The organism is Collinsella aerofaciens (genome assembly GCF_015670745.1).
GTDB classification, from domain to species: Bacteria; Actinomycetota; Coriobacteriia; order Coriobacteriales; family Coriobacteriaceae; genus Collinsella; species Collinsella aerofaciens_T.
Map to the genome: position 1 here is coordinate 13,691 of NZ_JADPCH010000011.1, position 26,103 is coordinate 39,793.

The following is a 26,103-nucleotide window of genomic DNA, read 5'->3' on the forward strand; positions in this document are numbered from 1 at the left end:
AGGACGGCCCCAGCGACAGCGCGGACAGCCCATTCTTTATTAGTCCTCCTGAACGGTCTCCAACAGATAATCGCGCATGTACGGAATTGCAAACGAAACACGGCCATAGCCCGCGGGCTCAATCAACCCCGCATCGATCAGACGCTTGCGATATGACCCAACTTTGCTCGCCGACAAACCCATCTTCTTGGCAATATCGCCGTTGGCGATATCGACGCCCTCGCATTGAGCCATCGCCGCGAGATACTGAAACTGCCGTTCCGACACCCTGCGCAGCGCTGGGGCAATCACCATAGCATTAAAGCTATCAAGAGCCGCCTGGATACCCTTACGAGCCGCCTCTTCGCTCACGCTCTCCGCCCCACTGCGCGCAGCAACCTGCCAAGCGTAATATCCGACCAGCTGGACCATAAAGGGATAGCCTGCCGAAGCTTTTGTTAATAGCTCAGCGGCACCTTTGTCGAGCTCCTTGCCCGCTCGTCTCATCGTATCCTCAAACGATCCGCCAACTTCAAAATCGGAAAGCCGAGTAAGTTCAACATGTTTGGCTCGCTGAAGGAACGTCAACGTATCATCCACCACCACGCCATCTACCGATGTCGGCAGCCCGGCGAAAGCGAAAGCGACATTCGCTCCTTGGCGGATCAAGAGCTGCATCTCATTGCCTAGCTCGCGCATTTCCTCAGTTGAGGCATCCTGGATCTCGTCGAGCGTAATGAGCAGACCACCGCGCTTCGCAGCATCGTACATCGCCTCGCCCAGATGAGAGGCCGACTTCGACATCTCCATGGAGCCAAGGCTGACCCCTAAAATCGATGGGGAAATCGAGATTGATTCAAGACGAACGTTTCGCTGCAGAGCCTCGAGGATTCTATTGCAAAAACCAGCATTGGAGGCAACGTCAACGACCTCGAATCCTTTTTTGCGTGCAAGGTCACCCAATGCATTAAGGAGCACCGTTTTACCTGTGCCTCGGACGCCCGAGATGCGCATGAGTCGATCGGGGGCACCAGGACCATTCTCAAGAGCCTCGGCAAAGTCATCCAAAACAGTGTCCCGTCCGATAAGCTCAGGCGGATTCATGCCCGCCGTTGGCTTAAAGGGGTTAACAGCTTTCGTCATTCTGCCCTCCTCTGCTAGTTTTAATAACTTTAACAAAGTTTAGCAACTTTAGCAGAGTTTAACAGTTTTAGCAGGCTCGGCGGCTTTATGCCTTACCGATCCTGCCGGGTCCTCCCGCCCGCGCCGATGCAAATAGCGCGGTGCGGCCCCTCTATATCGCCCCTACCCCAGCGAGCGGTTGAGGGAGCCGAGCTCGTCGTTACCCATGGTACGCCACATTTGGAAGATGCAACCGCGCGCCAGGAAAAAGAAGCCGTTGTCGACCAGTTGCACAGCGGCATCTGCCAGCTGATTCGTCACGGCGGACACTGGCGGCAGCTCAAGTCCAGCCTTGCGGATGGTCTCGACCGCCTCCTCGAACGTCGGAGGCTCACTGACGCCCATCTCGTTCATAAGGCCCTGCATTTCTTCCAGCGCGCTGCTGCCCGACTCCTCGCCGCGCGGCACCAGACGGTAACAAGCCAGCGCCAGGTCGAGCTGATCGCAATTCCAATAGGCAAACGCCAAGCGATAGAACAGGTAGCCGATTGCAGAACGATCGCTGGCAATACGTAGGCCGTGGCGCGCCACCTCGATAATCTCGTCAAAGCGCTCCAGACGCGCAAGCACGTTGATGAGCGCAAAGTGCGATTGCATGGACGAGCGTGCCAGATCGTAAAGATGGCGCACCTCGGGCAGTGCTCGTTCAAAGTCCTCTTGCTCGGCGTAAAAGCTGCAGATCTCGTGCTGGGCAAAGTACAGTGCATCGGGCGCACGAAGGATTCGCACAGAGCGGTCTTCTTCCAACACCGGTAGCACCATGCGCACCAGCTGGTTATCGCAAAACTGCGTTTGAACCGGACCTGTCGCCAAAAGCTCGGCGACGGCGCACTTAGCCTCCAACTCCTCAACAAGACGGGAAAAGCCTTCAAAAGCACCTGTACGGTCGACTTTTGCCTGCTCGCGCAATTCAACAACACGGGCCACGTATGGGTCGTCGTCCTCTTCCATGACCTCCAACTCGTCAGCCGTATCGGCAAGCAGCAAATCGCGCAGCGCCGGCGGAAGCGTGCGATGGTCATCACGCGGACGAGCATGAACCTCCGCAGGTTCAATCGTCTCCGGAGCAGTTGACTCATACGCCTCAAGTACACGCTTGCACGGCATATCGTCCATGTCCATGCTCTCAAGATCCTTGGCGACAGGCACGCAATCGGCCAGATAGGCCGCGCGCCCAAAGAAATACGTTGCGACAACGCGCTCGCCCTGCTCACTGTCGGGAGCAGCAATCTGCACATAGCAGCGCGTGATGCAGGTGCCCGCGGCAAAACACGCTGCCGCAAGCGTGAGTGCCACGCGCGCATCGTGTTCCGCGGCCCAGACCGCGCGCGTGTCCTCGTCCAGCTCGCGCCAGGCGTCATCTTGAGCGTCGTATTCACGTTGCGGCATGGCATCCACGACAGACTGCCCAAACCGAACGAGCATAATCCCCTCGGCAACGTTTGCCCGATAGGTATAGTCGAGCCGTGTGACAACGTTAAGTGCCTCGACGATACGCGCGAAGCGGGTACGCACATCCCACTCACCGCCCGGCTGGCAAGCCACCGTACCCGGTTTGCCCCACGGGTTATCGCTCGAGGCCGTATCGAGCAGTCGGGGAACATCGTTGGTCGTCTTGGCGATATGCCACGAATCAAAGAGCGCGCAGCCCTCAAGGCTCGGCGAGGATGCCGCAGGGACCAATCCGGCCCCGATGCGCTCAAGGATGCCGGAGAGGCGGTTGAGACGGCACTCGATGGCAAGCAGCATGTCAATCTCGTCCTGGTCCAGCAAGCTACGATCAAAATTGAGATAAAACAGCTTTGACCGGCCGATGCGCGCCAGGCTCATTTCGGACTTGGCGGCAATGGTGCGCAGACGGGGCAAGTCAATTTCGCTCATAAGGGTGGCGGCATAGCGCTCGATACCGCTCGGATTCTCGGCATGGTCAACGCGGTAAAGCAGCGTCTCGATAGCATCGGGGAGCGGTGACGTGTTAAAGCCCAAAAACACCTCGACCGGCTCGGGCAACTTTACGAGCTTGATCTTGTCGACAACGTTTTGCATGTCCGCATCGAGACCGTCGACGCCCGCCGTGTTCGCAATAGCGCTTTCGGAGTTGGCAAATATCACGTAGCGCAGGAACATCGACGCCATGAACTCGCCGTAAGGAAGGGAGCGGGCCGAATTCCATGTCTCGTGATCGGACTGCTCGCGCATGGGGCCTTCGGGAGAGCCGATGACTCGCGCCCGGGAGCGCATCGTCCCATCGGTACCCCTGACTGCAATCTCACCGATGTTGGAATCGGACTCGTCAAGAATCAGCTGCATGTCGGGATCGTCGGGCAGCGATACTTCGTTAACGGGACGGTCCACCTTATAGACCTCACCCGAAACGCTCACGTAGCCCAAAAGCGACACATGGCTTTTGCCGACGAATTCGACGACATAGCATGATTCATGCGGGTCCTCGCCAAAGAGTTTCCAGACCACGCCATATGAGCGCCCCGCAGGCTGCTCGGGCATCGCCGGAAAGCGCTTCTTGGGATCGAGAAACCTGAGCTTGTATGTCGGACGCTCTGCCACGAAGTATCACCCTGATCGGTCGCTTGAAGAAGGAGTGGTCACGGATGGGCCGCGACACCTACTCGAAATCTTACACGAGTCGACAGGAAATAGTTCGCTTTACGCCCGCGCCTCGACCGAGGTTCGAATCCATGCGATGCTTACGTAAAAGAAAAGCCCCCGTTGCCGGGAGCTTCAATCTCAAATGGTGCGGCGTATAGGATTCCGCGCATCCGCTGCGCGGATCCGCACCGGCTTCGCCCGCCTGCCGGCGTGCTCGCCCGCTCGCTACGGACGCTCCGCGTCCGCTTCACGCTCGCGCCTCGACCGAGGTTCGAATCCATGCAGTGCTTACGTAAAGGAAAAGCCTCCGTTTCCGGAGGCTTAAAGCTCAATTGGTGCGGCGTATAGGATTCGAACCTATGACGTTCTGATTCGTAGTCAGACCCTCTATCCAGCTGAGGTAACGCCGCAACGCACGGATTATTATGCACGTGACCCCTCGATGGGTCAAGCGACAATTTGGAAAATTATACGAAGTGATGATTAAGACGCTCGCGCCTCGACTGAGGTTCGAATCCATGCAGCGGCGGCATAAAAGAAAAGCCCCCGTTGCCGGAGGCTTCAAGTTCAATTGGTGCGGCGTATAGGATTCCGCGCATCCGCTTCGCGGATCCGCACCGGCTTCGCCCGCCTGCCGGCGGACTCGCCCGCGGGCTAAAAACGCTCCGCGTTTTCTTGACGCCCGCGCCTCGACCGAGGTTCGAATCCATGCGGTGCCGCCGTAAAAGAAAAGCCCCCGTTGCCGGAGGCTTTCGATTTCGATTGGTGCGGCGTATAGGATTCGAACCTATGACGTTCTGATTCGTAGTCAGACCCTCTATCCAGCTGAGGTAACGCCGCAGCGCAAGACATATAAAACCACTTTAGCTTATTGGAGTCAAGCACAATCTCAAACTTTTTTGTGGAACGCAGTTTTGTCATGCTGCTCCGCATATACCGCCGTTCCCCGTACGATCGATTGGCTTTTCGATCACGTCAAACTTGGCATCAAGTTCTCTCAGGAGCGATCTCACCCGCTGGGCGCAATCATAATCGGCAAACGAGATGCTCAGCATGCGCGCGACCTGGTTGGAAGTCCCAACTCCATAGAAGTGCTCCAGCGCCACAAGCCCCTCGTGCGTCACAAAGGTCTCGACCACATGCGGCGACTCCTCAAAACACCATTGGGTCAACGGACCCTCACTCGTCTGCCGAAGCACCAGGCCACCCATGCCAGACGGCTCACACGTTACAAGCAGGTACTCCCCGCCCTCGTCGCTCTCAAACAAAACCACCCGATCATCAAACAGCTCCATCGCGTCCCCTTTCTCTCGCTCTTATTTAGCAAAAGCATAGCAGGTAGATGGCTGTATACAGAACAGTTGTTCGTGTGTTTTCTATTGAGCTGTCCGCACGGCATGGTATGGACCTACGCACGAAATAGGGCGCCCCCGAAGGAGCGACCTTGCATATCCCCTATGCAGGCAAGTTACGCGACCGGCTCGATCTTCTCGAGGCCGCCCATGTAAGGACGCAGAACCTCGGGAATCGTGATGGTGCCGTCGGCGTTCTGGTAGTTCTCCAGAATGGCGGCCATGGTGCGGCCGGCCGGCAGGCCGGAACCATTGAGGGTGTGCAGGTAGCGCGAACCCTTGAAGTTCTCGGGGTCGCGATACTTGATGTTGGCGCGGCGAGCCTGGAAGTCACCGCAGTTGGAGCAGGAGCTGATCTCCTTGTAGGCGTTGTAGCTCGGCAGCCAAACCTCGACGTCGTAGGTCTGACGGGCAGAGAAGCCCAAGTCGCCGGTGCACAGGCTAATCACGCGATACGGAAGGCCCAGCTGCTGCAGCAGGTACTCGGCCTCGGCGGTCATGCTCTCGAGCTCCTCGTCGGACTCCTCCGGCTTAGCGAACTTGACCATCTCGACCTTGTCGAACTCGTGCTGACGGATGATGCCGCGGGTGTCGCGACCGGCGGAACCGGCCTCCTCGCGGAAGCAGGGGGTGAAGGCGGTGTAGCGGCGCGGCAGGGTGTCGGCATCGAGGACCTCGCCGGCGTGCAGGTTGGTAAGCACGACCTCGGCGGTGGGGATCAGGAAGTTGTCGCCCGAGACGTGATAGGCGTCGTCCTCGAACTTGGGCAGCTGGCCCGTGCCAAACATGGTCTGACGCTTGACGACGATAGGCGGCCACCACTCCTTGAAGCCACGGCTGGTGTGCGTATCGAGGAAGAAGTTGATGAGGGCACGCTCCAGGCGGGCACCGGCGCCACCGAGAACGGTGAAACGGCTGCCGGAGAGCTTGTTGCCGCGCTCGAAGTCAAGAATGTCGAGGTCGGTGCCCAGATCCCAGTGCGGCTTAAAGTCGAAGTCGAACTCGCGCGGGGTGCCCCAGCGGCGACGCTCGATGTTCTCGTCCTCGTCCTTGCCGTACGGCGTGGCCTCGCAAGGAATGTTGGGCAGGTGAGCCATGAAGTCGTACTGCTCCTGCTCGAGGGCAGTACGACGCTCGGCCAGACCGTCAATCTTCTCGTTGACGGCGCGCACGGCCTCCTTGGCGGCCTCGGCCTCCTCCTTCTTGCCCTCCTTCATCAGGGCGCCGATCTTCTTGGACTCGGCATTGCGCGTAGCCTGGAGTTCCTCGACCTCGGTGATGACGGCACGGCGCTCGTCGTCGAGCTCAAAGAACTTCTCGCGATCCCAAGACGTCTGGCGGTTAGCCATGGCGACATCGATGGCATCGGGATTCTCGCGAACAAACTTGATATCAAGCATTAGATCCTCCGGCGATATACATTCCATTTAGGTTGCAACCTTGTACATGTATGGGCAAGTATATACTTATGAGCGTTTACGACCCAACTCAACTACGCAAGAAGGCACCCAATGGACGCAGTTTTTTCCTTTTTGTTTGGCACCCGCACCGGTTTTGCCATCCTTTTCGCCGGCGGCATCCTGTTATTTGCGATTCTTGCCTTTGTAATGGAGAAGCGTACCCATAAGATGTACGTCGACCGCGGACCCAAGTCCGAGGATGAAGAAGACAGCTTCTGGGACTAACCTGCCAAAAGGGACAGGTTTATTTTGGTCGGTTTTATCTGGGCAAACGCAAGCGCCCCGCAACCGGTAACGTTCCGGTTGCGGGGCGCTTTTCGCTAAAAGGACAAAACCGCAGGAAAAAGCTGCCAAAATAAACCTGTCCCTTTTTTGGTCGGTTTTACTGAAGAGTTGCGTCGATTGCCTTGACCAGGGCACTGCGCATGCCGGCGTCCTCGAGCGCAACGACGCCCTTGATGGTGGCGCCACCGGGCGAGCATACGGCGTCCTTCATCGCCGCAGGATGTTGGCCAGTTGCAAGCTGCAGCTTTGCCGTACCCAGCACCATCTGGCTCACAATGCGATAGGCATCGGCACGCGGGATACCGTGCTTGACCGCCGCATCGCCCAGGGCCTCGATTGCCATAGCGACAAATGCCGGAGCGCAACCACCCACCGTGCCGCCCACAAACAGCAGGCTCGTATCGAGCTCGACCACCGCACCGAGCTTGCCAAGCAGATCAAGCACCACTGCGCTCTGCTCATCACTAAGCGTGGAAGCCTTCTCGCAAGCGATGACGCCCTCGCCCACCGAAACCGGTGTGTTGGGCACCGTCGAGATATGCGCGACGCCCGGCAGGACTTGCTCCCACTTGGCACTGTCCCAGGTCCAGGCAACCGACAGAACGACCTTTTTGGCAAGAGCATCCTTGAGCGGGGCGAATAGCTTCTCGATCATATACGGTTTGACCGCAGCGACCACGATATCGGATGCGGCGACAACCTCGGCGGCATCGTGGCAAGCGGCCATCCCACGCGCCTCACAGCGCTCAACCAGTGCGTCGTAGCGACCCGCACAGGCGCACATGTCGCTCGCAGCTACACCGGCAGCGATCCAGCCATCGGCCATGGCGCTCGCCATATTGCCAAAACCGACAAATCCAATCTTCATATCTCATAGTCCTTTCAGACACATTCCTCAAAACGAAAGGTATTGTCCCACGCCATTGTTTCGTATTGCCGACCTATTTGTGATACGGCTCGCCACGGCTGATCTTGCAGGCACGGTAAATCTGCTCTAGCAGCACCACACGCGCCAGGTTATGCGGCAAGGTAATGCGTCCAAAGCTGAGCATCTCGTCGGCGCGGGCGCGCACCTCATCACTCACGCCGTCCGAACCGCCGATTACAAAGGCAATGTCGCTGCTGCCTCGCAGCATAAGATTGTCGAGCCTCGCCGAGAGCTCCTCGCTCGAGCGCTCCTTGCCCTCGATAGCCAGCAAGATCACATGTGCTCGAGACGGCAAGGCAGCAAGAATCGCCGCCCCCTCCTTGTCGCGCGCGGCATCCACGCCGCCCGCCTTAGCCGGATCGATATCGGCCACCTCGCGGATATCCACCTTGGCATAGGCACCTAGGCGCTTGGTATACTCAGCGCAGGCATCCTTCCAAAAGCGCTCCTTGAGCTTACCGACACAAACGACGGTGTATTTCACGCGTATCTACTCCCTTGACTCGTTCTGAACCTTACCGGCAGCCAGCATCTGCTCGAACATCGAGGCCGACTGCGAGAAGTCGCTCGGCAGCACGACCGTCGAGGTTTTACCCGTGCGAGCAAACTCCGTCATCATCTCGGACCACTGCGTAAACATGAACAGTTGGTTGGCCTCGTCATTGCCGACACCCGTCTCCTGGATAATCTCGAGCGAGTCCTTGATGCCCAGCGCGATCGCCTTGCGCTGGTTGGCGATGCCCTCGCCCGCCTTTTCCATAGCCTCAGCCTCGGCGGTCGCCTCGGTGACGCGCTTGATGCGGTCTGCCTCAGCGAGCTCCTGTGCCGCAGCGCGCTTGCGCTGGGCGGCGTTGATGTCGTTCATGGAGTTCTCAACCTCGGTCGGCAGTGCGATTTTGGTGATGAGCGTTGACACGAGGGTGAAGCCGTAGGCGGCCATCTGCTCGGAAACGGTAGCGTTGACATCCTTGGCGATGTCATCCTTCTTGGCAAAGACCTCATCGAGTGTGTAGACGGGAATCGAAGAGCGCAGGGCGTCGGTGATGAAGTCACGCATCTGGTCGACGGGCTCCTGCAGCATGTAGTAGCTCTTGTAGATACCCGAATCTGCCGGGCCGGCGCCCATGTCATAGCTCACGTGGTACTGAGCAGAGACCTCAAGGCCGATGGTCACGTTGTCCTGGGTCTTAACGTCGATGCCAAAACCGTTTTTCATGGTGCGCAGGCTCACCGTGGCGGCCTTGCGGTCAATCACGGGCACCTTCATGTGGAAGCCCGCGTTGACGATGCGGTTAAACTTGCCCAGGCGCTCGATGATCACGGCATGCTGTTGTTCAACGACATAGCAGGCGTTGGGAAGCAGTAGCAACAGAATGATGATGGGAATCAAAAGGCTGGTAAGGGCGGCGATGATACCGGACAACAGCATGGTCTCTCCTCTGATAGGCACACGTTGGCACTAGGATACCCGCACGAAGCAGCAACGTGACATCAACAAGAGGCCCATAACAAAAAAGCTCCCATTGCTGGGAGCTCTTTCATTCAATGGTGCGGGCGAAAGGACGTCCGCGTATCCGCTTCGCGGATCCGCACCGGCTTCGGCCGCCTGCCGGCGTCCTCGCCAGCTCGCTAAAAACGCTCGCGTTTTCTTTACGCTCGCTCCTTCGCAGGTTCAAGTCCCTGCGATGGGCCCATAACAAAAAAGCTCCCATTGCTGGGAGCTCTTTCATTTAATGGTGCGGGCGAAAGGACTTGAACCTTCATGGGGTTGCCCCCATACGGACCTGAACCGTACGCGTCTGCCAATTCCGCCACGCCCGCGTGCAGGAATTAGAATAACGGAGCGCCACCGCGAACGCAAGAACTATTTTTGAAAAAGTTTGCAGGCATTTTCCCAGGCGGCTCGGGCGATTGCTTCGGCGTCCTCGCCGGTACGATCGACGCGGTCGTTAACCAGCGCGTTTGCTGTGATGGAAATCATTGCAGGCTCGCACTCAAGACCGCGAATGGGCTCCGGCGCCATATAGGGACAATCCGTCTCGAACAAAATACGGTCGAGCGGTGTTGCCGCGAATGCCTCGCGCACCTCGTCGTTGCGCTTAAAGGTAGCCGCGCCGCCATAGGCGATGTAACAACCCAAATCCACAAAGCGCTCCATCGTGGCTCGGTCCTCGCCAAAGCAGTGCAGTACGCAACCGGCCTGGGGCACGCCGACCTCCCGCAACACGTTGTAGGCGTCCACATGCGAGGTGCGCTCCTCGTCCGCGTCCTCATGACGCAGATGTAGCTCTACCGGCACATTGCGGCGTACGGCAACCTCGAGTTGGCGCGCCATGCAGTCGATCTGCACGTCGTGGGGCGCCGGCGCAATATCGTCGTCATAGTCCATGTGATAGTCCAGGCCGATTTCGCCAATACCGGCGCATAAGGGGTCATCAAGTGCCGCAACGACCTGTGCATGAACGTCGTCGGTATAGTCCGGCGCGCCATACGGATGCACGCCGGCAAGATACTTGATCTGCGGGATATCCTGCATCGGAAGAATCTCGCGCACCAGCCAGTCGCTATAGTCCGCCACGCTGCGCTTGTCGGCAATGGGGTCGAACATCGTCACCAACAGGTCGACGCCCGCGGCTTTGGCGCGCACGAGCGTCTCGGGCACATCCTTGCCCCAAAACGAAAGCAGATGTGCATGCGTGTCGGCAAGCGGCGCCAAGGGCACGGGACAAGCAACCGTCTTCTTTTTCTTGGTAAACGTCACGCGTTCGGCATTAGGCGTCATGGATTAGCTCCCGGGCCAGACGGACAAAGTCGGCAACATCGAGCGTCTCGGCGCGCGTGGTGGGTGCGATACCGCAAACCTCAAAAGCGGCATCGAGCACGTCCTTGGCAAAACCGTTGGCGCTCATGGAATTGCGGATGGTCTTGCGACGCTGAGCAAATGCAGCATCAATCACGCGGGCCACAAATTCGCGATCGAGCCCCTCGGGCACCACGCCGTCAACACGGTCGATACGCACGACGGCCGAGTCCACGTGCGGCGCCGGCATAAAGCAACGCGGCGGCACCTCAAAGCGACCCGTCACCTGCGCATACAGGCCGAGCTTTGCCGTATAGCCGCCATAGGTCTTGTTGCCCGGCACTGCGGCAATGCGATCGGCAACCTCCTTTTGCACCATGACGACGGCACGCTTGAGCGCGGGCATCGTCTGGAAGAACTGCAGGATGATCGTCGCCGCCACGTTATAGGGCAAGTTCGCGACAAATACCGTCGGCTCACCGCCGGCGGCCTGCTCAATCTGCTCCGGCGTCACCTTAAGCGCGTCGCCCATGATAAAGCGGAAGTTGGCGTAGTCGGCGGCGTGAGCATCGAGCACCGGCTCGAGCTCGGGATCGGCCTCGATCGACGTGACGCACGCCGCCTCCTGCAACAGCGCAAGCGTGAGCGTACCAACGCCCGGACCAACCTCGAGCACGCGCTCATCGCCTGCAAGCTCGGCAAGCTCGCAAATGCGCTCAATTACATGGTTGTCGATCAGGAAGTTCTGGCCCAGGCGATGCTTGGTCGCAAGGCCAAACTCCTCCAGCAGCTCCCTGGTGGCCGTGGGGTTTGCCAAAGGCGAAGTTGTCATGGTTGCCTCCTTAGCATGATGGCGGCGTCTTGAAACAAAAGGGCATGGACCGTGGCGGCCATGCCCTTACAGCTAAACAGCAAATTGCCGATATGGCGCGCTGCGTCTTAGCCCAGACGCGGGAACAGCGGCTCGCCCTTCTCGACAGGCTGACCGCCGGCAAGCAGGCCCCAAGCGCAAATGCCCTTGAGGTCGTCGGTCGCGGCCTCGTCCTCGCAGGACAGGCGGCGCAGGGCCTCGGCAGAGGTCTGAGGCATGAGCGGCATCAGCAGGTGGGCGGCAATGCGGATGGCCTCGAGCAGGTTGTAGATCACAAACGCCAGCTCGTCAGCCTTGGCCTCGTCCTTGGCAAGTGCCCAAGGCTCGGAGTCCTCGATGTAGTGGTTGGCGGCATGGATGAGCTCCATGACCTCGTCCTTGGCTCCGCCGTAATCGAGCACGTCCATCTTGGCCATGTAGCGCTCGACCAGACCATCGGCGATCTTTGCCAGCGGGTTGTCGAACGCATCGAACGATGCGGGCTTGGCGGGCGCGCAACCATCAAAGTACTTGCCGCTCATGTTGAGCGAACGCGAGATAAGGTTGCCCCAGCTGTTGGCCAGGTCGGCGTTGTAGACCTGCTCCATGCGATCGAAGCTGATGGCACCGTCGGTGCCGGGGACGACGTCGGTCATAAAGTAGTAGCGATAGCCCTCGACGCCCAACATGTCGATAACGTCCTGCGGAGCGATGGCGTTGCCGCGGCTCTTGGACATCTTCTCGGCCTTGCCGGTCTCGGCATTGCGCACGGTCAGGAAGCCGTGGGCAAAGACGTGCTCGGGCAGGGCCTCGCCGATGGCCATGAGCATGGCGGGCCAAATGACGCAGTGGAAGCGGATGATGTCCTTGCCCACGATGTGGAACTGCGCGGGCCAGCGATAGGCCAGCTCGGCACGCGCCTCGTCGGTGTCGACACCGTAGCCGACGGCCGTCATATAGTTGAGCAGCGCATCGAACCACACGTAGGTCACGTGACCCTCGTCAAACGGGACCTGAATGCCCCAGTCAAAGCTCGTACGGCTCACGGAAAGGTCATTAAGGCCGCCCTCGACAAAGCTACGTACCTCGTTCATGCGGAACGCAGGCTCGACAAAGTCGGGGTGCTCGTCATAGAGCTTGAGCAGCTTGTCCTGGAAGGCGGAAAGCTTAAAGAAGTAGGACTCCTCCTGCACGCGCTCAAGCGGACGGTGGCAGTCGGGGCACAGGTGCTGGCCGACGCTGCCGTACTCCTCGTCGCCCTTCTGGACCTGCGTATCAGTGAAGTAGGTCTCGTCAGGCACGCAATACCAACCGTCGTAGCTGCCCTTATACAGGTAGCCGGACTCCTTCATGCGCTCCCACAGGTACTGCACGGCATGATGCTGGCGCGGCTCGGTGGTGCGGATGAAGTCGTCGTTGGAAATCTCGAGCTTGCTCCAAAGCTCCTTGAAGTGCGGAGCCTGGCTGTCGGTCCACTCCTGCGGCGTCATGTTGTGCTTGGCCGCGGCCTCGGCGACCTTCTCGCCGTGCTCGTCCATGCCGGTCAGGAACTTGACGTTATAGCCGGCGGAGCGGCGATAGCGAGCCTGAACGTCGGCGATGATGGTGGAATAAGCCGTGCCCAGGTGCGGATCGGCGTTGACGTAGTAGATGGGCGTCGTGATAAAGAACGAAGGCTTGCTTTGATCCATGGGGTTTGTCCTCCAGAAAAACGTTGCATACAGGGGATGATTCTAGCGCAAGGGCTGGATATCCTCCATCTATTGCATATCGAGCACCATGGCATAGACATCGCGCTTGCGGCGCGAGTACTTCTGTGACAGGCGCTTTGCCACCGCGGAGGCGGGCTCCCCCTCCTCGAGCGCGGCGCGGATATCCTCGCGCAGAGCCTCGTCGGGATCCGCTGCCGCGGCGCCAACCGGCACGATACCGGCCTCCTCATCTTCGCTCGGCGGCGCGATGACCAGCGCAATCTCGCCCTTTACCTCGCCGCGAGCACGCAGCTCCTCGGCGAGCTGGGCGGCGGGCCCGCGCAAGACCTCCTCGTGCAGCTTGGTGAGTTCGCGGCAGACGGCAACCTCACGTTGGGGAAAGACCTCCGCCACGGCCTCGAGCGTCGCCACGATGCGATGTGGAGACTCGTAGAAGATGAGTGCGCCGGGCACCACGGCAAGACGCTGCAGTCGGCGCACGCGGTCGCCGTGCTTGCGACCCAAAAAGCCTTCGAAGAAGAAATGCTCGCAGGGAATGCCGGACGAAACGAGCGCCGTGACGCAAGCAGAAGGCCCGGGAATAACTTCGACGGGCACATCGGCCTCACGCGCCGCCTCGACCAGCGCCTGGCCGGGATCGGACACGCTCGGCATGCCGGCGTCCGAGGCAAAGGCGAGGGTCTCCCCCGCCAGCAGGCGGTCGACCAGGCCGGCGGCGCGGCTGGCGATCACATTCTCGTCGCAACGGACAAGCGGCTTGGAAATGCCCAGGTGCATCAGCAGCTTTGACGTCACACGCGTGTCTTCGCAGCAGATGACATCGGCAGCGGCAAAGGCTTCGCCAACGCGCGGGGACAGGTCGCCCAGGTTGCCGATGGGCGTGCCGACCACATAGAGTTTGCCCGTATGGGCGCTGTTTTGCGTCATATCAACCTATTCAATCATGCCGCGCTCGAGCGTGCCGAGCGCCGCGCGGGCGTCCCATGCTGCAATGCGCTTCTCGGTCTTCCACGTTTGGAAGAACCAACCGGCAGCCGGCGCAAACGAAGCCAGCTGATTGGCGATAAACACGCGCTCGTAGGCATTGCGGCCCTCGGGCGTAACCGACGAGTTGGCAAAGATCGCCGCGCCCGACCATTCGCCCACCAGCACGGGGAACCCAGTTGAAATCGCTTCTTTAAGCTCGCGCTTGTTACGCGAAATCGCCGTCGTCAGCCCGCGGGGGCTCGTGATGTCGAGCGCATGCTCGTCGCGGTAATGGTACAGGTGAAGGTCCATGTAGACGTTCTTGTACTTGGCGCCGCGCATAAAATGCTTCCACTCGCTGGGATGCCCCGACGACGAGAAAACGACGATCTTATCCTCGGGCATATACGAACGGACGAGCTCGTAAGCATCGCGATAGAAATTGCGCAGGTAGTGAGCAGGAATGCCATCCGTCATGGTGAAGAGGCTCTTGCGGACACTCATCTGCGGCGTATCCAGCAGCTCAATACCCAGCAGGCTCTCGGCCTCGCCGTAGCGATCGGCCAAGCGCTCGAGCACGTCGAGTGCGACATGACGACCGTTGGTGGACGAATGCCACTCGGCAACAGCCTCCGGCGTGGCGGGCGAATCGTTGGAATCGCCCTGGCCACCGGGCACAGTCGCCAGGTCAAGCAGCACGCGAATGTTGTACTTGGCAGCCCACTCAATCGCGCGGTCGATGTAATCGACAACCGAGATGTAGGAGGCATCGGACTCCTGTGAGCCAAAGGCATACCAAGGCACCGGCAGGCGCACGGCGTTGAGGCCGATCTGCGCCATGCGACGGAAATCGTCCTCGCTCACAAACGTCTCGTAATGACGGCGCATGCGCTCGTTATAGGCGGCGGTGCCCATGGCCTCCTGCAGCTCGGCCGCGTTGGATGCACCGGTCGCCGCGTATAGCGACGGGGTCACCCAAGGCTCGGGAATAAACCAGCCAGAGAGATTAACGCCGAGTATCCTCTCCATCACTGCCCCCTTCGGATCGTGCAGGCCGAGCCTGCATCGTATTGCATAGGAAAAGTAACGTTTTGAGTATACCCGCGCATGCGGACAGACGACCGAACGGTCTGTAAAGTGGCGCAAAAGCGGGAGGAATGTCTGAGCGGGCGGGCCCGAGATGTGCACGCACGTCGGAAGTAAGCGCCGGAAAGCGCATCCCACTCTGAAGCCAAATTCCGGGACGCAATTTCCGCAGAGCCCTCAATAAAAGAAAAGGACCCCTTTGCAGAGGTCCTAGTCAATTCAAGGTGGCGGGGAAGGGAATCGCGCCCGCGCTCCGCGCGTGCGGACCGCTGCGGCGCTTGCGCGCCTTGCGAGCTGCGCTGGCAAACGCTATCGCGTTTCCTCAGCTCCGCGCCCTCACGGGGTTCGATTCCATGTAGGGGCTGCATAAAAGAAAAGGACCCCTTTGCAGAGGTCCTAGTCAATTCAAGGTGGCGGGGAAGGGAATCGAACCCCTGACACGAGGATTTTCAGTCCTCTGCTCTACCAACTGAGCTACCCAGCCATTTGAGGTGTGCCTTGTTTCAAGGCTTGATTAGTATAACCAAGGACGCGTTCCGGTCAACCGAGAATTTTAAAAAAGTTTTTGAGCACAGCCTCGGTTCTATAAATCGGCACGTCAGAGGCATCAGCCGGCAGCAAGAAGTTTTTCACTCAGAGCCGCACGGGCAAACTCACTTGGCGTCATCCCCTCGGCAGCCGCCCGTCGACGAATGGCCTCCTTCATTCCCAGAGGAATCTTGACCGACAGCGTTGCCGTCCCCTCACCTGAGAGCGGGGGCCGTCCATGCACGATCCCACCAACGGTGTGTTCGCCATCCGGAAACTCTCCGCGCTCGTACGACTCGCACCACGCGTCAATCATTTCATCCGTTACAACCTGACCATTAGCGGCCGTATACGTCTTGCCCATCATCGACCCCTTTGCCGAGCCTGTTCAATCTCCTGCCAAAATTTCTTCTGGACTGGAGACAAGGCATGAATGATAAGCCACCCACGGACAAGCTCGACCGCGACAAGCTCCACGCTTCGTCCGTCTGGGAGCCATCCAATCGCAAGCCATCTCGGCGGCTCGTCCTTCGACTCGCGACGAATGCACTCAGTAACCGCAAGCCAAGCGCTAAGCACCTGCTTTTCCGTCAGGTGCTTTTTAGCGTTGGGATGAATCTCAACATCCATGCATCTTCTCCTCCATCTTACCCAATTTCGTATGACGAAAGTCCACTGTCGCCAATTCTTAAGCCGGCACGCGTTGGAGAGCAGGGGTCGAAACAATGATTGAAGGACGCTCTAGTACGGCCCAGGCGCCGGGGCAGGAGCACATGCGCCAAGGGCGGACGTTTTCGTAGCGCGCGAGGATATTGCCGTCGCGATCGATGAAGGCGATGTCGATGGGATAGGCCATAAAACACGTATGGACCGAAGAGCAGCGTGGAAACGCCATGACGAGCGGCAGGCCGTTGGCGGCAACCGGACGCCGTCCCAGCATGCCGCGCAGGCGCACGACAAACGACTCCGCCACCACAAACTCGGCCGGCGTCCAACCCAGCCTATTGAGTGCCCGCGCGTAGACGATGTAGGACGAGACCGCGGTCACATGACCACCCCCGGACGCCATGGATCGACCGTCACCGCACGCTCGTGCGACAACGTTGTCGGCGCCCCCAGCGGAACGCCAGCGATGCTGAGAGAAGTCGGCCACGGCTCATAGTGCATGGTGCAGGTGTAGGTCCTAAACGTACCGGATAGGGAGAGCAGGCCACCATCCGATGCCTTCGCGCCTTGCTCGCTCGACACTTCGATCTGTAAGTCATAGCCTTCCATGGCATTCAGAATTTGAGTCTGAACCGTCGCCGAGGCATCGGCAGAGCTTTCGTCGCCCTCCCCCTCCGACGCCACGGCATGCGCTAGCACGATGTCGGGCACCACGCGGTCGAAGCGCGCGACAGCGCTGGCAAAGATCATGACGTTGTACACGATGAGTGCCAGCACCAGCAAAACGGGCGTAACCACTGCCATCTCCACCGTCGCTTGGGCGCGCTCCTCACGCAGACGCATGCGGATACTCATTACGACCCACCGCCCAGAGCGCCAACCAGCGTGGCGACATCGACGGTGAGCGGGATGGAGCCGCCGCCGGGCAGAGGAATCTCCGCAAGTGTGAACACCGTACCGCTAATGGTGCGTTCGACTTGATATTCCAACGCCTCGCAAAGCGCCTTGGGATCGGTCACGCCCAACGGAATACTTCGCAGTTTGTCTTGCGCTTGAGAGAGACCCGCAATGTCAGACCCCGGACTCTTAATGATATTGGCGGAATCGGTCAGCACCGGCTTTCGCAGGCGCAAGTCGCACGGTTCCAAACCCAGCGCCGCCACGGACGCCGAAACGGTATCGCCGAGCCACGATGCGATGGAGCCCAACGCGCCGCTGCCCCCTCCTAGGCCTTTAATCATCTCGTCCATAAGTTCGTCGGCTGAGCCTTGGATATCACCGTATCCCACGAGTAGCCGTCCCCAAACATCCATGACGCCGTCGAGCACGCCGGCAACGCCGCCCGAGCGTTCCTTCAATGTCGAGAAAAATCGCGAAAGCACGTTGTTTTGCGCCGTCGCCTCATCGGGCGCCAGCACCGCGGCAGAGATAGCACCGCGATCGCCAAGCCTGACTGCCGCGTTAAACGAGGAGTTAAGTTGATCGGGGCTGGTAATGTCACCCGAAACTGCAAAGGCGACCACGCCGTTGCGGCCAGGTGGGGCGATACGCGGGCGCTCGCCGGAAAGCGCTTTAATGGCCTGGTCAAACGCATTGCCCGCACGGTCGGCCTCATCCTCGGTCTGACGCATGAGATCAAGCTCTTTGTTCCGACATTTGACGTATTCCTCCAAGGCCTTTTTGAACTCGTCGAAGTGATATTCGAAGCCGTTTTCGATGAACGACGGCGGCATGAGGGCGCGACCCAGGGTGACCACGTCAAATTCGCACTTATCGCATACATCGTGTCCGTCGTAATCGACAACGGATGCCAACCCACCCGGCGATCCGCTCTTATAGTTAGGACATTCGGTCCCATAGTGCAGGTACGTCTTGTCGCCGTTGGTACTTGTAGGCCACATGGCATCGGTGTAGAGCTGGGTTCCCTTCACCTCGCCCGGCGTGCGCGGCAGGAATGGGATCTGAGACGAAATTTTTTCACCATCGTCTTCAATGTATGAGTGTTCGAGTTCTTCAATTGCATAGATGTAGAACGTTTTCCGCGCGACGGACTCGGCCTCCATCTTCGTGCTCGAGCCTTGAGACTTTTCATTCGCTAGGCGCCGATGGTAATAGGCCTTCGCTCGGTTGAGGGCAACCTGCGGCTCCCATGTGATACTCGAGGCATAGTGTGGATTCTCAATATCCGAAAGCTTTGCCAGACTCCCCGCGCGCTCCCACATACATGAGTACCTACCAACCGCGCTCTCATCCGACCCGCCACAGTCCGCAAGCCAGGCGCGCTCCTTTGCCTTCGCCGTCTCCTCCGAGGCCTTCCGCAGCTCCTCGGCCGCACGCTCTAAATCATCTGATGTGTCTTTAATGGTATCGGTCGAGATCTCTGACCCTTTGAGCGCAGCAAAGTCCGACTCGGATGTCCTGGGCACGGCAAGCGCCGTACCGGTATAGGTCACACTATCGGTATCCTGCGCCGACACCGCCTGCGTGGCACGCGCGGCGATCAGATATGGCAGAGCCGTCTCGATTTTCTGTAAGCCTTCCGATGCGCTTTTGGCAAACTTGTTGCGCGTTTTAATAATCTCAATCCCGGTGTCGACCATATTGCCGGCAACTGGTTCGGCACCCGGGATGAGGATGGCGACCAGACCCGTCCCGATCGTGGCAAACCCCGCCAGCCCCAGACTCAAGATGCTCGCATCAACCACCGTGGCAGCCGTGTGATAGGACGACGCTACGTTGGCACCCGCCAGCGCGCCGCTATCGGCCGCCACCTGGGTATCCCCGGCACGCGACATGCTCCATATCGCCGCGGTCGACGAAAACAACAACGTGAGCACCACTAGGATGACCACGGCAGAAGAAAGCGTGGTGTAGGCACCGTCTTCGATAAACAGGTCGATACCGGCGCGGCCCATAAAGCCGCCTCGCTTGCGATGGCAGCTCGGACGGCGCGTCAAAACGCATCTAGACCAGAAACGCTTAATCCCATGCAGCAATCCACGAATCATAATCTCCCTCCAGCCATTCGGGACGCGATTGATACGAGACATCGACCTTGAGCTCAACGTAGCCGCCCTCGGCGGTACCACCCATAGCCCGCGCAAACGCACCGATCACAGGCAACGGCTTGACCTCGCCAGAAACGGACACGGCCGAGACGCCACCCGCACCGGCCCGGCCAAGCTCGATATCCCACGACAACGGCCCGCCGGCATGAAAGATCGAAACGTTGGGCACTGCGGCAAGCCGGCGGCAGGTGAACTCCTTAAGATCGTCATCCTCCGCCGTCGTCGTGGTCATGAGCCGCGCGGTCTCGGCGGCGGCAGACTCCATGACCGCGCGCGTATAAAGCAGGCACACCGGTTGCAGGGCGAGAAGGATGAGCGTCAAAAACGTCGGCAGCAAAAAAGCGGCCTCGACCGTAGACTGCGCCCGGTCCTCGCGCGCGATATCAATACAACGCGATGTCCTTAGCGCCCGCGGCGGCGTCGATAACCGACATCGAGGCAACGCCATGGGATGCCGCCCGCTCAACCAGCGCCGCCAAGCGTCCATCGGTGCCAGCACGCCAAAGTCCCGCAATCGCCAGCACGATCGATAGCAGCGCCACCGTGACGATGGCGTATTCCACAGTCGCTTGGGCAACCTCTTCACGCAGAACGCCATGCATTTCACGATCCCTCCTTTGAGCTTATTGTTTGCGGGACCAGGCGCACCGCGCGCAGACGACATGAAGCATCGCCAGCATCCGCGGCAACCGTCACCATATCGACCCAGCCGCGCCCATCGCGCACGATGGCGCCCCATACGTTGCCCTTAATATCGAGATAGCCGCTCAGGGCGAGCTGGGCCGTTGGCACCTCGCGGTAGGCGCGTAACATATCCGCCGCTGCCTCGGTCATCGGTCGGTCCTCGGACCATGCAAGCCGGACCGCAATCGCGTTGTCCTCAGGCGAATCCGTCGTAGTGCCAGACCGCTTGTCGAGCGTCCGCAGAAAGGTTTGCGCCGTGACAGCGACATCCGAATCGTCCGCATCTCGCATCTCATCTTTTTGAGACGCCACCGCCGAATCTGAGCCCGAATCGAAGGCGGCCCCAGGACGCTGCTGCCGCGCGGCGTTAAGCCCCCAAAGCACCGCCGCCATCGCCACGATCAGGCAAGCAAACACCAGCAGCACCCCGATGGAGCGCTCGCCCTCTACAGGCTGTTGATGCCCTCGCTGATCGCATCCCATAGCTCTTTAACCTTGCCCTTAAATGCGACGATGGCGATAATCGCGATCACCACGAGCACGCCGACCAAGATGGCATACTCGGTGGTACCCTGTGCACTCTCCTCCTGCAGTAGCTCCTTGGCGCGCTGACGAACATATGCCGCCCGGCAAAACGCCCAGCCCTGGACCTTGCCAGCAGCGTCAGTCATCGTGTTCATGTATTCCTCCCTACATCATCCCGCCTGCTCCCAGCAGCGGGCCCAATATGGACAGAAGCAACGCCGGCAAGATGAGCGTGCCGGTGGGAATCAGCAGCTTGACGGGCGCACGCTCGATCTCGCGCTCGACCGCGGCGCGATGAGCCGCACGGATCTCGCGACTTTGAGCGGCCAGCGTCTCGGCAAGTGGGGCACCCAGGGCGAGTGCCTGCCCCACCGTAATGGCAAAGGTCTCGAGCGCTCGCACGTCCAGGTCGCGCGCGGCGACCAACAACTCGTCCTCACGCGTGCCCACGCCCACCTGCCACGCCATGCAGGCCCGCTCAAGGCGAAGAGCCAGCACTGACCGGCGGTTGGCGCAGAAAATCTCAAGCGCTGCATCAAACGAAAGACCGGCCGAAAGACCCAAGCGCACAACATCGATCATCTCGGACACTTCGCCGAGCGAAACTCGCGCCGGGCCGCCCGCTCCAACCGCGCCCTTCACTCGCGCGGTCAGGGCATCGACCACCGAGCGACCCGCGGCAGCGACCAGCACCGCCTCGCGCTTGCAGGCCCCTGCGATCTTGCGCGCATCCGCCCGATCCAAACCCGTCGCGACAAATACACTCAGGGCGCACAGGCAAGCCGCAACTGCAACTGGGGCGCTCATAGCTCCACCCTCATAATGCGCCGGATAACCACCAGGGCAACGGCGTTGAGGGCAAGACCCAGCACCACAGCGCCCGCGCCGGCAGGCGTCGCAAGACCGCGACGAAAATCTGCCGAAAGCAGCGCCAACACCGCGCACATGCCCGCCGGCATCGCCGCGACCATATGCGCAGACATGCGAGCCTGCGACGTCTTAACATCCAGGCGGCGCTTGAGCTCAATGCGCTCCCCCACCATGCTCGACGCCTCGGACAGTAAGTCGGCAAGCGGAGCGCCAGTGCGCTGTGACACCTTAAGCGCCAAGGTCACAAGCGAAAGACCGGGGGCGTCGATGCGCACGAGCAAGCCATCGAGCGCGTCGGTCGCCGAGATGCCGCAATCGATCGCCGCCGCTACCCGCAAAAACTCGGTATGTACCGGCTCTTGCGCATGAGCGCCCACAAAGCGCATGCCCTGGGCCAGCGAATGTCCCGAGGCAAGCGACATGGAAAGTGCGGTAAACGCCTCGGGCATGGCCTCTTCTGCATCGTGTTGCTCGCGCCGGCTCTCAAAGCCATCCCGAGCGGCGCCAACGGCAATCGGAGCAACAAGTCCCAAGGCAAATCCGAGGGGCGATAACGACACCATCGTTAGTAAAACGCAGCAGACACCGCTCGATAGCAGCAGAAACGCCAAACGCCCCGAAGCATCCTCGATCACGAGGCCAAGGCGATGCGCCGGAGCCAGCGATGCCCACGAACGGGCGATCTTTTTCAGCAGATCGTTTTCCACCAGCTCACGCGGCAGCTTCTCTGCCACCGTCTCGAGCGCCTGACGCGCCAGCTCCGCCGGCGGCACCTGCGGCACACGAGGTTCCGCCCCGCACGCCGTCGCAACAGAAAACCCTGCCAAACCCCCTACGACGAGGGGCACAGCGACCTCCATTCGTCCACCTCCTCTTGTGTGAGCGTCCCCGACCGCAGGCCTTCTGCGATAAACGGCGGCTCGCGGTCAAGCGTCCAGGTTCGCTCGGCGGCATCGAAAGTCACATAGCGCTCGAGTTCTACGCCGCCCGACGCGGCGCGACGCACCCCCGAATACGAGGAGACGAAACGCCTGCCATCGGCGTGGCGCTCGGACATCACGATGCCGTCGAGCGCCATGGCAATCTGCTCCTCGATGAGCTCGCTCGGCAGATCGATGCCATAACGTGCAAGCAACGTCAGACGCACCACGGTCTCCTGTTCTGAACCCGCATGAAGTGTGGTGAGCGACCCATCGTGGCCCGTGTTCATGGCCTGCAACATGTCGCAGCACTCGGCACCGCGCACCTCGCCCACCACGATGCGGTCGGGGCGCATGCGCAGGGCATTGGTCACCAGGTCGCGGATCGTCACCGCGCCCTCGCCCTCAATTGAAGCCTCGCGCGCCTCTAGGCGCACCACGTGCGGATGATGCGCAAACTTGAGCTCGGCAGAGTCCTCGATCGTCACGATGCGCTCGCCGGTGGAAATCTCGCATGACAACGCGTTGAGCAGGGTGGTCTTACCAGATCCCGTGCCTCCCGCAACCGCCAGGTCCTGTCGCAGCGACACCGCGCACGACAGCAGCTGCGCATACCAAAGCGGCAGCGACCCCAGCCCCACAAGCTCGTCCAGCGAGCAGATACGGTCCGAGAACTTTCGGATGGTGAGAATCGGTCCGTCAATCGCCACAGGCGGAATCACCGCGTTGACGCGATAGCCCGTTTTGAGGCGGGCGTTGACGATGGGGCTGCGCTCGTCGATACGGCGGCCAAGTGGCGAGATGATGCGGTCGATAAGCACACGGATCTGCTCATCATCCTCAAACGCACGCTCGATGGGGTGCAAGACGCCGCCGCGTTCAAAGAAAGCCGAGCGGCAGCCGTTGATCATGATCTCGGTAACGGTGTCGTCCTCGATAAGCGGCTGCAACGGCCCCAAGCCCACCACGTCATCCAAAATCTCGTCGATGATGGTCTCGCGCTCGGGCGCCGCGAGATCGGTCGGCTCCTCAACATTGAGCGCCGCCTCCACCGCGGGACGCAATTCCGAGCGGGCAAGTACCGGGTCGGCATAGGCGCTGATACGCGCCACTTCGTCGTAACCTATGCGGTCCATCACGGCGCGCTTAGTGCGTCGTTTCACCGCGCGGCGACGCCCCGCATCTACAGGCGCTGCCGCCGCTGCAGCGCCGGCAGCCTTAATCCTCGTTTGCAGGCTCATCGCTGATCATCCTCGCGCGACCAGGGAAGGCGGATACGCGGGCGTTCGGTACGCGTTGCACGGTCGGCGACCATATCGCTCCAAGGGCCGACGGCGCACCCCAGTTCCACGAGCATCTCGCGCGTGGCCTCGCGCACGCTGGTCGCGAAAGTGCTCGTCTGACCCACTGCCTCGTCAGCGCGCCCAAACGCCATGAGCGCGGCGAGATCCTGCCCGCCATCGGCGATACGAATCTTGGAGCTCAACGCACAGGCAATCTCAAAGCGCATGGCGACGTCCTCGTCTGCTCCGCGCGCACCGAACCGGTTGAACACGGCGCTCATGCGCGTGCGCGGCACACCTACTCGACTCGCCAGTTCAATGACGCGCGACGCCGATGTCGCGGACGACACCGCCGCATCGCCAACGACCAGGCAACGGTCGCTCGCCGCCACCGCAGCCGCCACGGCGTCGCCCCAAAAGACCGAGGTATCGATAAAGACCACGTCGGATTCGCGACGCAGAACATCAAGTAGTAGCTCCACCGGACGTGCCATGAGCTCGGCTTGCTCGGGCGCCGCGGCGGGACCCCAGAGCGTAACGCCTGGCGCCACGCGCATCGATGTGGCTACGATATCCGGCTCGGTGAGCGCGCCCGCCGCCGACGGCTCGATAAGTGCCGCCATATCGCGCGGAGCATCGACGCCTAACAAGTCGTAAAGGTTTCCAAACATCAGGTCCAGGTCGAGCACGGCGGCACGCAAGCCCAACAGCGACGATGTGTGTGCCATGGTGGCAATGATCGTCGACTTGCCGCAACCGCCCGAACCCGAAATGGCGCAGATGACCGGAGCTCGATGCTGCGGAGCGGCAGCGTCTGCCGGCGGCATCGGAGGCGGTGGGGCGGGCGTCGGTGACAGCGTCCCCGTCTCCCCCGCCGCAACCACACGCTGCGTCCAAGCCGGCATGGCAGCTTGTTCGGTCTGCGAGGCAGGCTCGTTCTGTGCAATCTGCTCATGCTGCATCAGCGACAACTCGCCGCACCCGGCAAAGCCCTCAACTTCGTCGAGTTCATCCGCCAGATTCACGCCGTGCACGTATCCCATATCTACAGCCGGGGAGTCGCCAGCATGCTGCGCCGGCTCTCCAGCGTCATCGTATACAAGGGGGTTCCGGGGGCGCCGACCATGCTCGGCTTCCGCTTTTCCATAATCATCAACACGCGGGCCTCTTGTAGCGCGAGGCGCCCCGGGTTCCCTATCAACAAAAGCATCGGGCTCAATCGTCATGCACCGATCGGAATCAACCGCTCCCTCGCCCGCGCGCCCGTTGCCGCATATACTGTGCGCAGCGATGACCTCGGTCGCCCCCGCGCGAAACAGCCCCTCGATATCCGACGGATCGAGCGCTTCTATCAACACGACCACGCGACTCACGCGGCCTTCGGCCGTCAGGCGCGCAACAGTCTTGCGCACATCTTCGGTATCAAACAGAGACGCCGCGATGATGGCAGCCCCGCGGCGCGACGGAAACGCCCGCGCCATGGAAACCAGCCCGTCCAGGTCACCCACGCGAAGCACCTGTGCACCCGTATCACGGCCCTCGACTTCCCGCTGCAACAGCCCGTAATCGCCGCACGCGCAGCACGCAAGCCAGATCGCCTTCATCACTCGTCGCCTCCGCTCTTTTTGCCGCGCGCCGTGGCGGGAATCGTCAAGCTGACCGTTCCCTTGCCCGATGCCCCCAGCAGTTCCTTGACGTCTTCGGGGTCAGCCGCCAGCGTCACCCATTCGATCTTGCCCTCGCGCGTGGCACCGGAATCTTCACTGGTATCGATCACGTACGCGCCGCACAACCGATCGGTTACGCCGTCTTTTTGCACATACACATCCACGTAGCTGCCCACGCCCGTAGCACCGCCGACCGAGTGCTCGGCATCGACCGCCACCGAAACGGCGACCTTGCCCTTAGGCACCTCGAGCTTGTGACTCTCGGCCTTGGTGTAGACATTGCAGATCACGGCGTTTTTGGGAATACGCGAAGCCGTCACGTCGCCGCGCACCTGGCGCAGCTCGGTCGCCGCGTCACGCGGCAACAGGCTCGTCAGCCATTCCTGGGTTATGACATTGGTCTCATCGAGGGTCTCGCCCACATCGATATCGCGCGCCGCGACGCATACCTCGACGCGATCGCCACCGTACTTGGCCAAGGTCTCAGCCTGGACCCGTTCGGCTTGCGAGCGGATCGACGAGCCGTAAACCATGCAGAGCAGAGCAGCGAGCACGCCCGCGACCAGACTGATGGCGATGCGTTTGCTCTTGTTCACGGCCGCTCCTCTCATGGCAGTGCCGGGCGAATGCCCGTACCACCATTGTCTGGGCGGTCAAAGTGCAAAGCGGCGCAATTGCGATTTTG

General features: G+C 60.5%; 26 protein-coding genes and 4 tRNA genes. 1 reads left to right on the forward strand and 29 read right to left on the reverse strand.

The window, feature by feature from the left end; translation table 11 throughout:
• Positions 1 to 39: 39 nt before the first annotated feature.
• From I4W07_RS05325 to serS, 6 genes are all read right to left on the reverse strand, one after another.
• Positions 40 to 1,122 carry an AAA family ATPase gene (locus tag I4W07_RS05325; protein WP_230317496.1) on the reverse strand — a complete coding sequence of 361 codons (1,083 nt, stop codon included), beginning with the start codon at positions 1,120 to 1,122 and terminating at the stop codon, positions 40 to 42.
• A gap of 162 nt (positions 1,123 to 1,284) precedes the next feature.
• Positions 1,285 to 3,726, reverse strand: a complete 2,442-nt coding sequence (locus tag I4W07_RS05330) for a tetratricopeptide repeat protein (RefSeq protein WP_196025857.1) — start codon at positions 3,724 to 3,726, stop codon at positions 1,285 to 1,287.
• Between the two features lie 375 nt (positions 3,727 to 4,101).
• A tRNA-Arg gene (locus I4W07_RS05335) sits at positions 4,102 to 4,178 on the reverse strand.
• A 353-nt stretch (positions 4,179 to 4,531) separates the two neighbouring features.
• Positions 4,532 to 4,608 (reverse strand) — tRNA-Arg (locus tag I4W07_RS05340).
• Positions 4,609 to 4,685: 77 nt separating this feature from the next.
• Positions 4,686 to 5,063 (reverse strand): hypothetical protein, encoded by a 378-nt coding sequence (locus I4W07_RS05345; protein ID WP_117770522.1) that lies wholly within the window; start codon positions 5,061 to 5,063, stop codon positions 4,686 to 4,688.
• Positions 5,064 to 5,236: 173 nt separating this feature from the next.
• Entirely contained in the window at positions 5,237 to 6,520 is a 1,284-nt protein-coding gene (gene serS, locus I4W07_RS05350) for a serine--tRNA ligase (RefSeq protein ID WP_035136826.1), read from the reverse strand.
• Positions 6,521 to 6,631: 111 nt separating this feature from the next.
• Here serS and I4W07_RS05355 point away from each other — a divergent pair, with 111 nt between their 5' ends.
• Positions 6,632 to 6,805 (forward strand): DUF6724 family protein, encoded by a 174-nt coding sequence (locus I4W07_RS05355; RefSeq protein WP_006235069.1) that lies wholly within the window; start codon positions 6,632 to 6,634, stop codon positions 6,803 to 6,805.
• Positions 6,806 to 6,962: 157 nt separating this feature from the next.
• Here I4W07_RS05355 and proC read toward each other — a convergent pair whose 3' ends face one another.
• The 23 genes from proC to cpaB all read right to left on the reverse strand — a co-directional run bounded on the left by proC (position 6,963) and on the right by cpaB (position 26,014).
• Positions 6,963 to 7,733, reverse strand: a complete 771-nt coding sequence (gene proC, locus I4W07_RS05360; protein ID WP_196025858.1) for a pyrroline-5-carboxylate reductase — start codon at positions 7,731 to 7,733, stop codon at positions 6,963 to 6,965.
• 73 nt (positions 7,734 to 7,806) lie between these two features.
• Entirely contained in the window at positions 7,807 to 8,277 is a 471-nt protein-coding gene (gene rlmH / locus I4W07_RS05365; protein ID WP_138113986.1) for a 23S rRNA (pseudouridine(1915)-N(3))-methyltransferase RlmH, read from the reverse strand.
• Between the two features lie 6 nt (positions 8,278 to 8,283).
• A complete protein-coding gene (locus I4W07_RS05370; RefSeq protein WP_196025859.1) occupies positions 8,284 to 9,222 on the reverse strand; it encodes an SPFH domain-containing protein in 939 nt (312 codons plus the stop codon).
• 305 nt (positions 9,223 to 9,527) lie between these two features.
• Positions 9,528 to 9,614 (reverse strand) — tRNA-Leu (locus tag I4W07_RS05375).
• A 43-nt stretch (positions 9,615 to 9,657) separates the two neighbouring features.
• Entirely contained in the window at positions 9,658 to 10,575 is a 918-nt protein-coding gene (locus tag I4W07_RS05380) for a TatD family hydrolase (protein WP_196025860.1), read from the reverse strand.
• Complete coding sequence (gene rsmA, locus I4W07_RS05385) at positions 10,565 to 11,425, reverse strand: 16S rRNA (adenine(1518)-N(6)/adenine(1519)-N(6))-dimethyltransferase RsmA (RefSeq protein ID WP_055285922.1); 861 nt, start codon at positions 11,423 to 11,425, stop codon at positions 10,565 to 10,567. The genes I4W07_RS05380 and rsmA overlap by 11 nt, the downstream gene beginning before the upstream one ends.
• Before the next feature lie 107 nt (positions 11,426 to 11,532).
• Complete coding sequence (gene metG, locus I4W07_RS05390; RefSeq protein WP_055285920.1) at positions 11,533 to 13,134, reverse strand: methionine--tRNA ligase; 1,602 nt, start codon at positions 13,132 to 13,134, stop codon at positions 11,533 to 11,535.
• Between the two features lie 69 nt (positions 13,135 to 13,203).
• A complete protein-coding gene (gene rsmI, locus I4W07_RS05395) occupies positions 13,204 to 14,082 on the reverse strand; it encodes a 16S rRNA (cytidine(1402)-2'-O)-methyltransferase (protein ID WP_035136820.1) in 879 nt (292 codons plus the stop codon).
• A gap of 6 nt (positions 14,083 to 14,088) precedes the next feature.
• The gene (locus I4W07_RS05400) at positions 14,089 to 15,150 is read right to left on the reverse strand and encodes a glycoside hydrolase family 5 protein (protein ID WP_138113978.1); all 1,062 of its coding nucleotides are present in this window, start codon (positions 15,148 to 15,150) and stop codon (positions 14,089 to 14,091) included.
• Positions 15,151 to 15,618: 468 nt separating this feature from the next.
• Positions 15,619 to 15,691, reverse strand: a tRNA-Phe gene (locus I4W07_RS05405).
• A gap of 123 nt (positions 15,692 to 15,814) precedes the next feature.
• The gene (locus tag I4W07_RS05410) at positions 15,815 to 16,099 is read right to left on the reverse strand and encodes an ATP-binding protein (protein ID WP_035137167.1); all 285 of its coding nucleotides are present in this window, start codon (positions 16,097 to 16,099) and stop codon (positions 15,815 to 15,817) included.
• 324 nt (positions 16,100 to 16,423) lie between these two features.
• The gene (locus I4W07_RS05415) at positions 16,424 to 16,783 is read right to left on the reverse strand and encodes a DUF192 domain-containing protein (RefSeq protein ID WP_238025108.1); all 360 of its coding nucleotides are present in this window, start codon (positions 16,781 to 16,783) and stop codon (positions 16,424 to 16,426) included.
• Positions 16,780 to 17,256, reverse strand: a complete 477-nt coding sequence (locus I4W07_RS05420; RefSeq protein WP_195919506.1) for a TadE/TadG family type IV pilus assembly protein — start codon at positions 17,254 to 17,256, stop codon at positions 16,780 to 16,782. The genes I4W07_RS05415 and I4W07_RS05420 overlap by 4 nt, the downstream gene beginning before the upstream one ends.
• On the reverse strand, positions 17,256 to 19,409 hold the full coding sequence (locus I4W07_RS05425) for a hypothetical protein (RefSeq protein ID WP_230317497.1): 2,154 nt from the start codon (positions 19,407 to 19,409) through the stop codon (positions 17,256 to 17,258). Before I4W07_RS05425 ends, I4W07_RS05420 begins: the two co-directional genes overlap by 1 nt.
• Complete coding sequence (locus I4W07_RS05430; protein WP_196025861.1) at positions 19,381 to 19,917, reverse strand: TadE/TadG family type IV pilus assembly protein; 537 nt, start codon at positions 19,915 to 19,917, stop codon at positions 19,381 to 19,383. The genes I4W07_RS05425 and I4W07_RS05430 overlap by 29 nt, the downstream gene beginning before the upstream one ends.
• The gene (locus I4W07_RS05435; RefSeq protein WP_006235089.1) at positions 19,853 to 20,071 is read right to left on the reverse strand and encodes a hypothetical protein; all 219 of its coding nucleotides are present in this window, start codon (positions 20,069 to 20,071) and stop codon (positions 19,853 to 19,855) included. The genes I4W07_RS05430 and I4W07_RS05435 overlap by 65 nt, the downstream gene beginning before the upstream one ends.
• A 1-nt stretch (position 20,072) precedes the next feature.
• Positions 20,073 to 20,636, reverse strand: coding sequence for a hypothetical protein (locus tag I4W07_RS05440; protein WP_195363287.1), 564 nt, complete (start codon positions 20,634 to 20,636; stop codon positions 20,073 to 20,075).
• Positions 20,600 to 20,833, reverse strand: coding sequence for a hypothetical protein (locus I4W07_RS05445; protein WP_148331257.1), 234 nt, complete (start codon positions 20,831 to 20,833; stop codon positions 20,600 to 20,602). Before I4W07_RS05445 ends, I4W07_RS05440 begins: the two co-directional genes overlap by 37 nt.
• Positions 20,834 to 20,843: 10 nt before the next feature.
• Positions 20,844 to 21,485 carry a type II secretion system F family protein gene (locus I4W07_RS05450; protein ID WP_055309634.1) on the reverse strand — a complete coding sequence of 214 codons (642 nt, stop codon included), beginning with the start codon at positions 21,483 to 21,485 and terminating at the stop codon, positions 20,844 to 20,846.
• Positions 21,482 to 22,408, reverse strand: a complete 927-nt coding sequence (locus I4W07_RS05455) for a type II secretion system F family protein (protein WP_196025862.1) — start codon at positions 22,406 to 22,408, stop codon at positions 21,482 to 21,484. The genes I4W07_RS05450 and I4W07_RS05455 overlap by 4 nt, the downstream gene beginning before the upstream one ends.
• Complete coding sequence (locus tag I4W07_RS05460) at positions 22,381 to 23,709, reverse strand: CpaF family protein (protein WP_196025863.1); 1,329 nt, start codon at positions 23,707 to 23,709, stop codon at positions 22,381 to 22,383. The genes I4W07_RS05455 and I4W07_RS05460 overlap by 28 nt, the downstream gene beginning before the upstream one ends.
• A complete protein-coding gene (locus tag I4W07_RS05465) occupies positions 23,706 to 25,355 on the reverse strand; it encodes a nucleotide-binding protein (protein ID WP_196025864.1) in 1,650 nt (549 codons plus the stop codon). Before I4W07_RS05465 ends, I4W07_RS05460 begins: the two co-directional genes overlap by 4 nt.
• On the reverse strand, positions 25,355 to 26,014 hold the full coding sequence (gene cpaB / locus I4W07_RS05470) for a Flp pilus assembly protein CpaB (RefSeq protein WP_271739758.1): 660 nt from the start codon (positions 26,012 to 26,014) through the stop codon (positions 25,355 to 25,357). The genes I4W07_RS05465 and cpaB overlap by 1 nt, the downstream gene beginning before the upstream one ends.
• Positions 26,015 to 26,103: the final 89 nt, after the last annotated feature.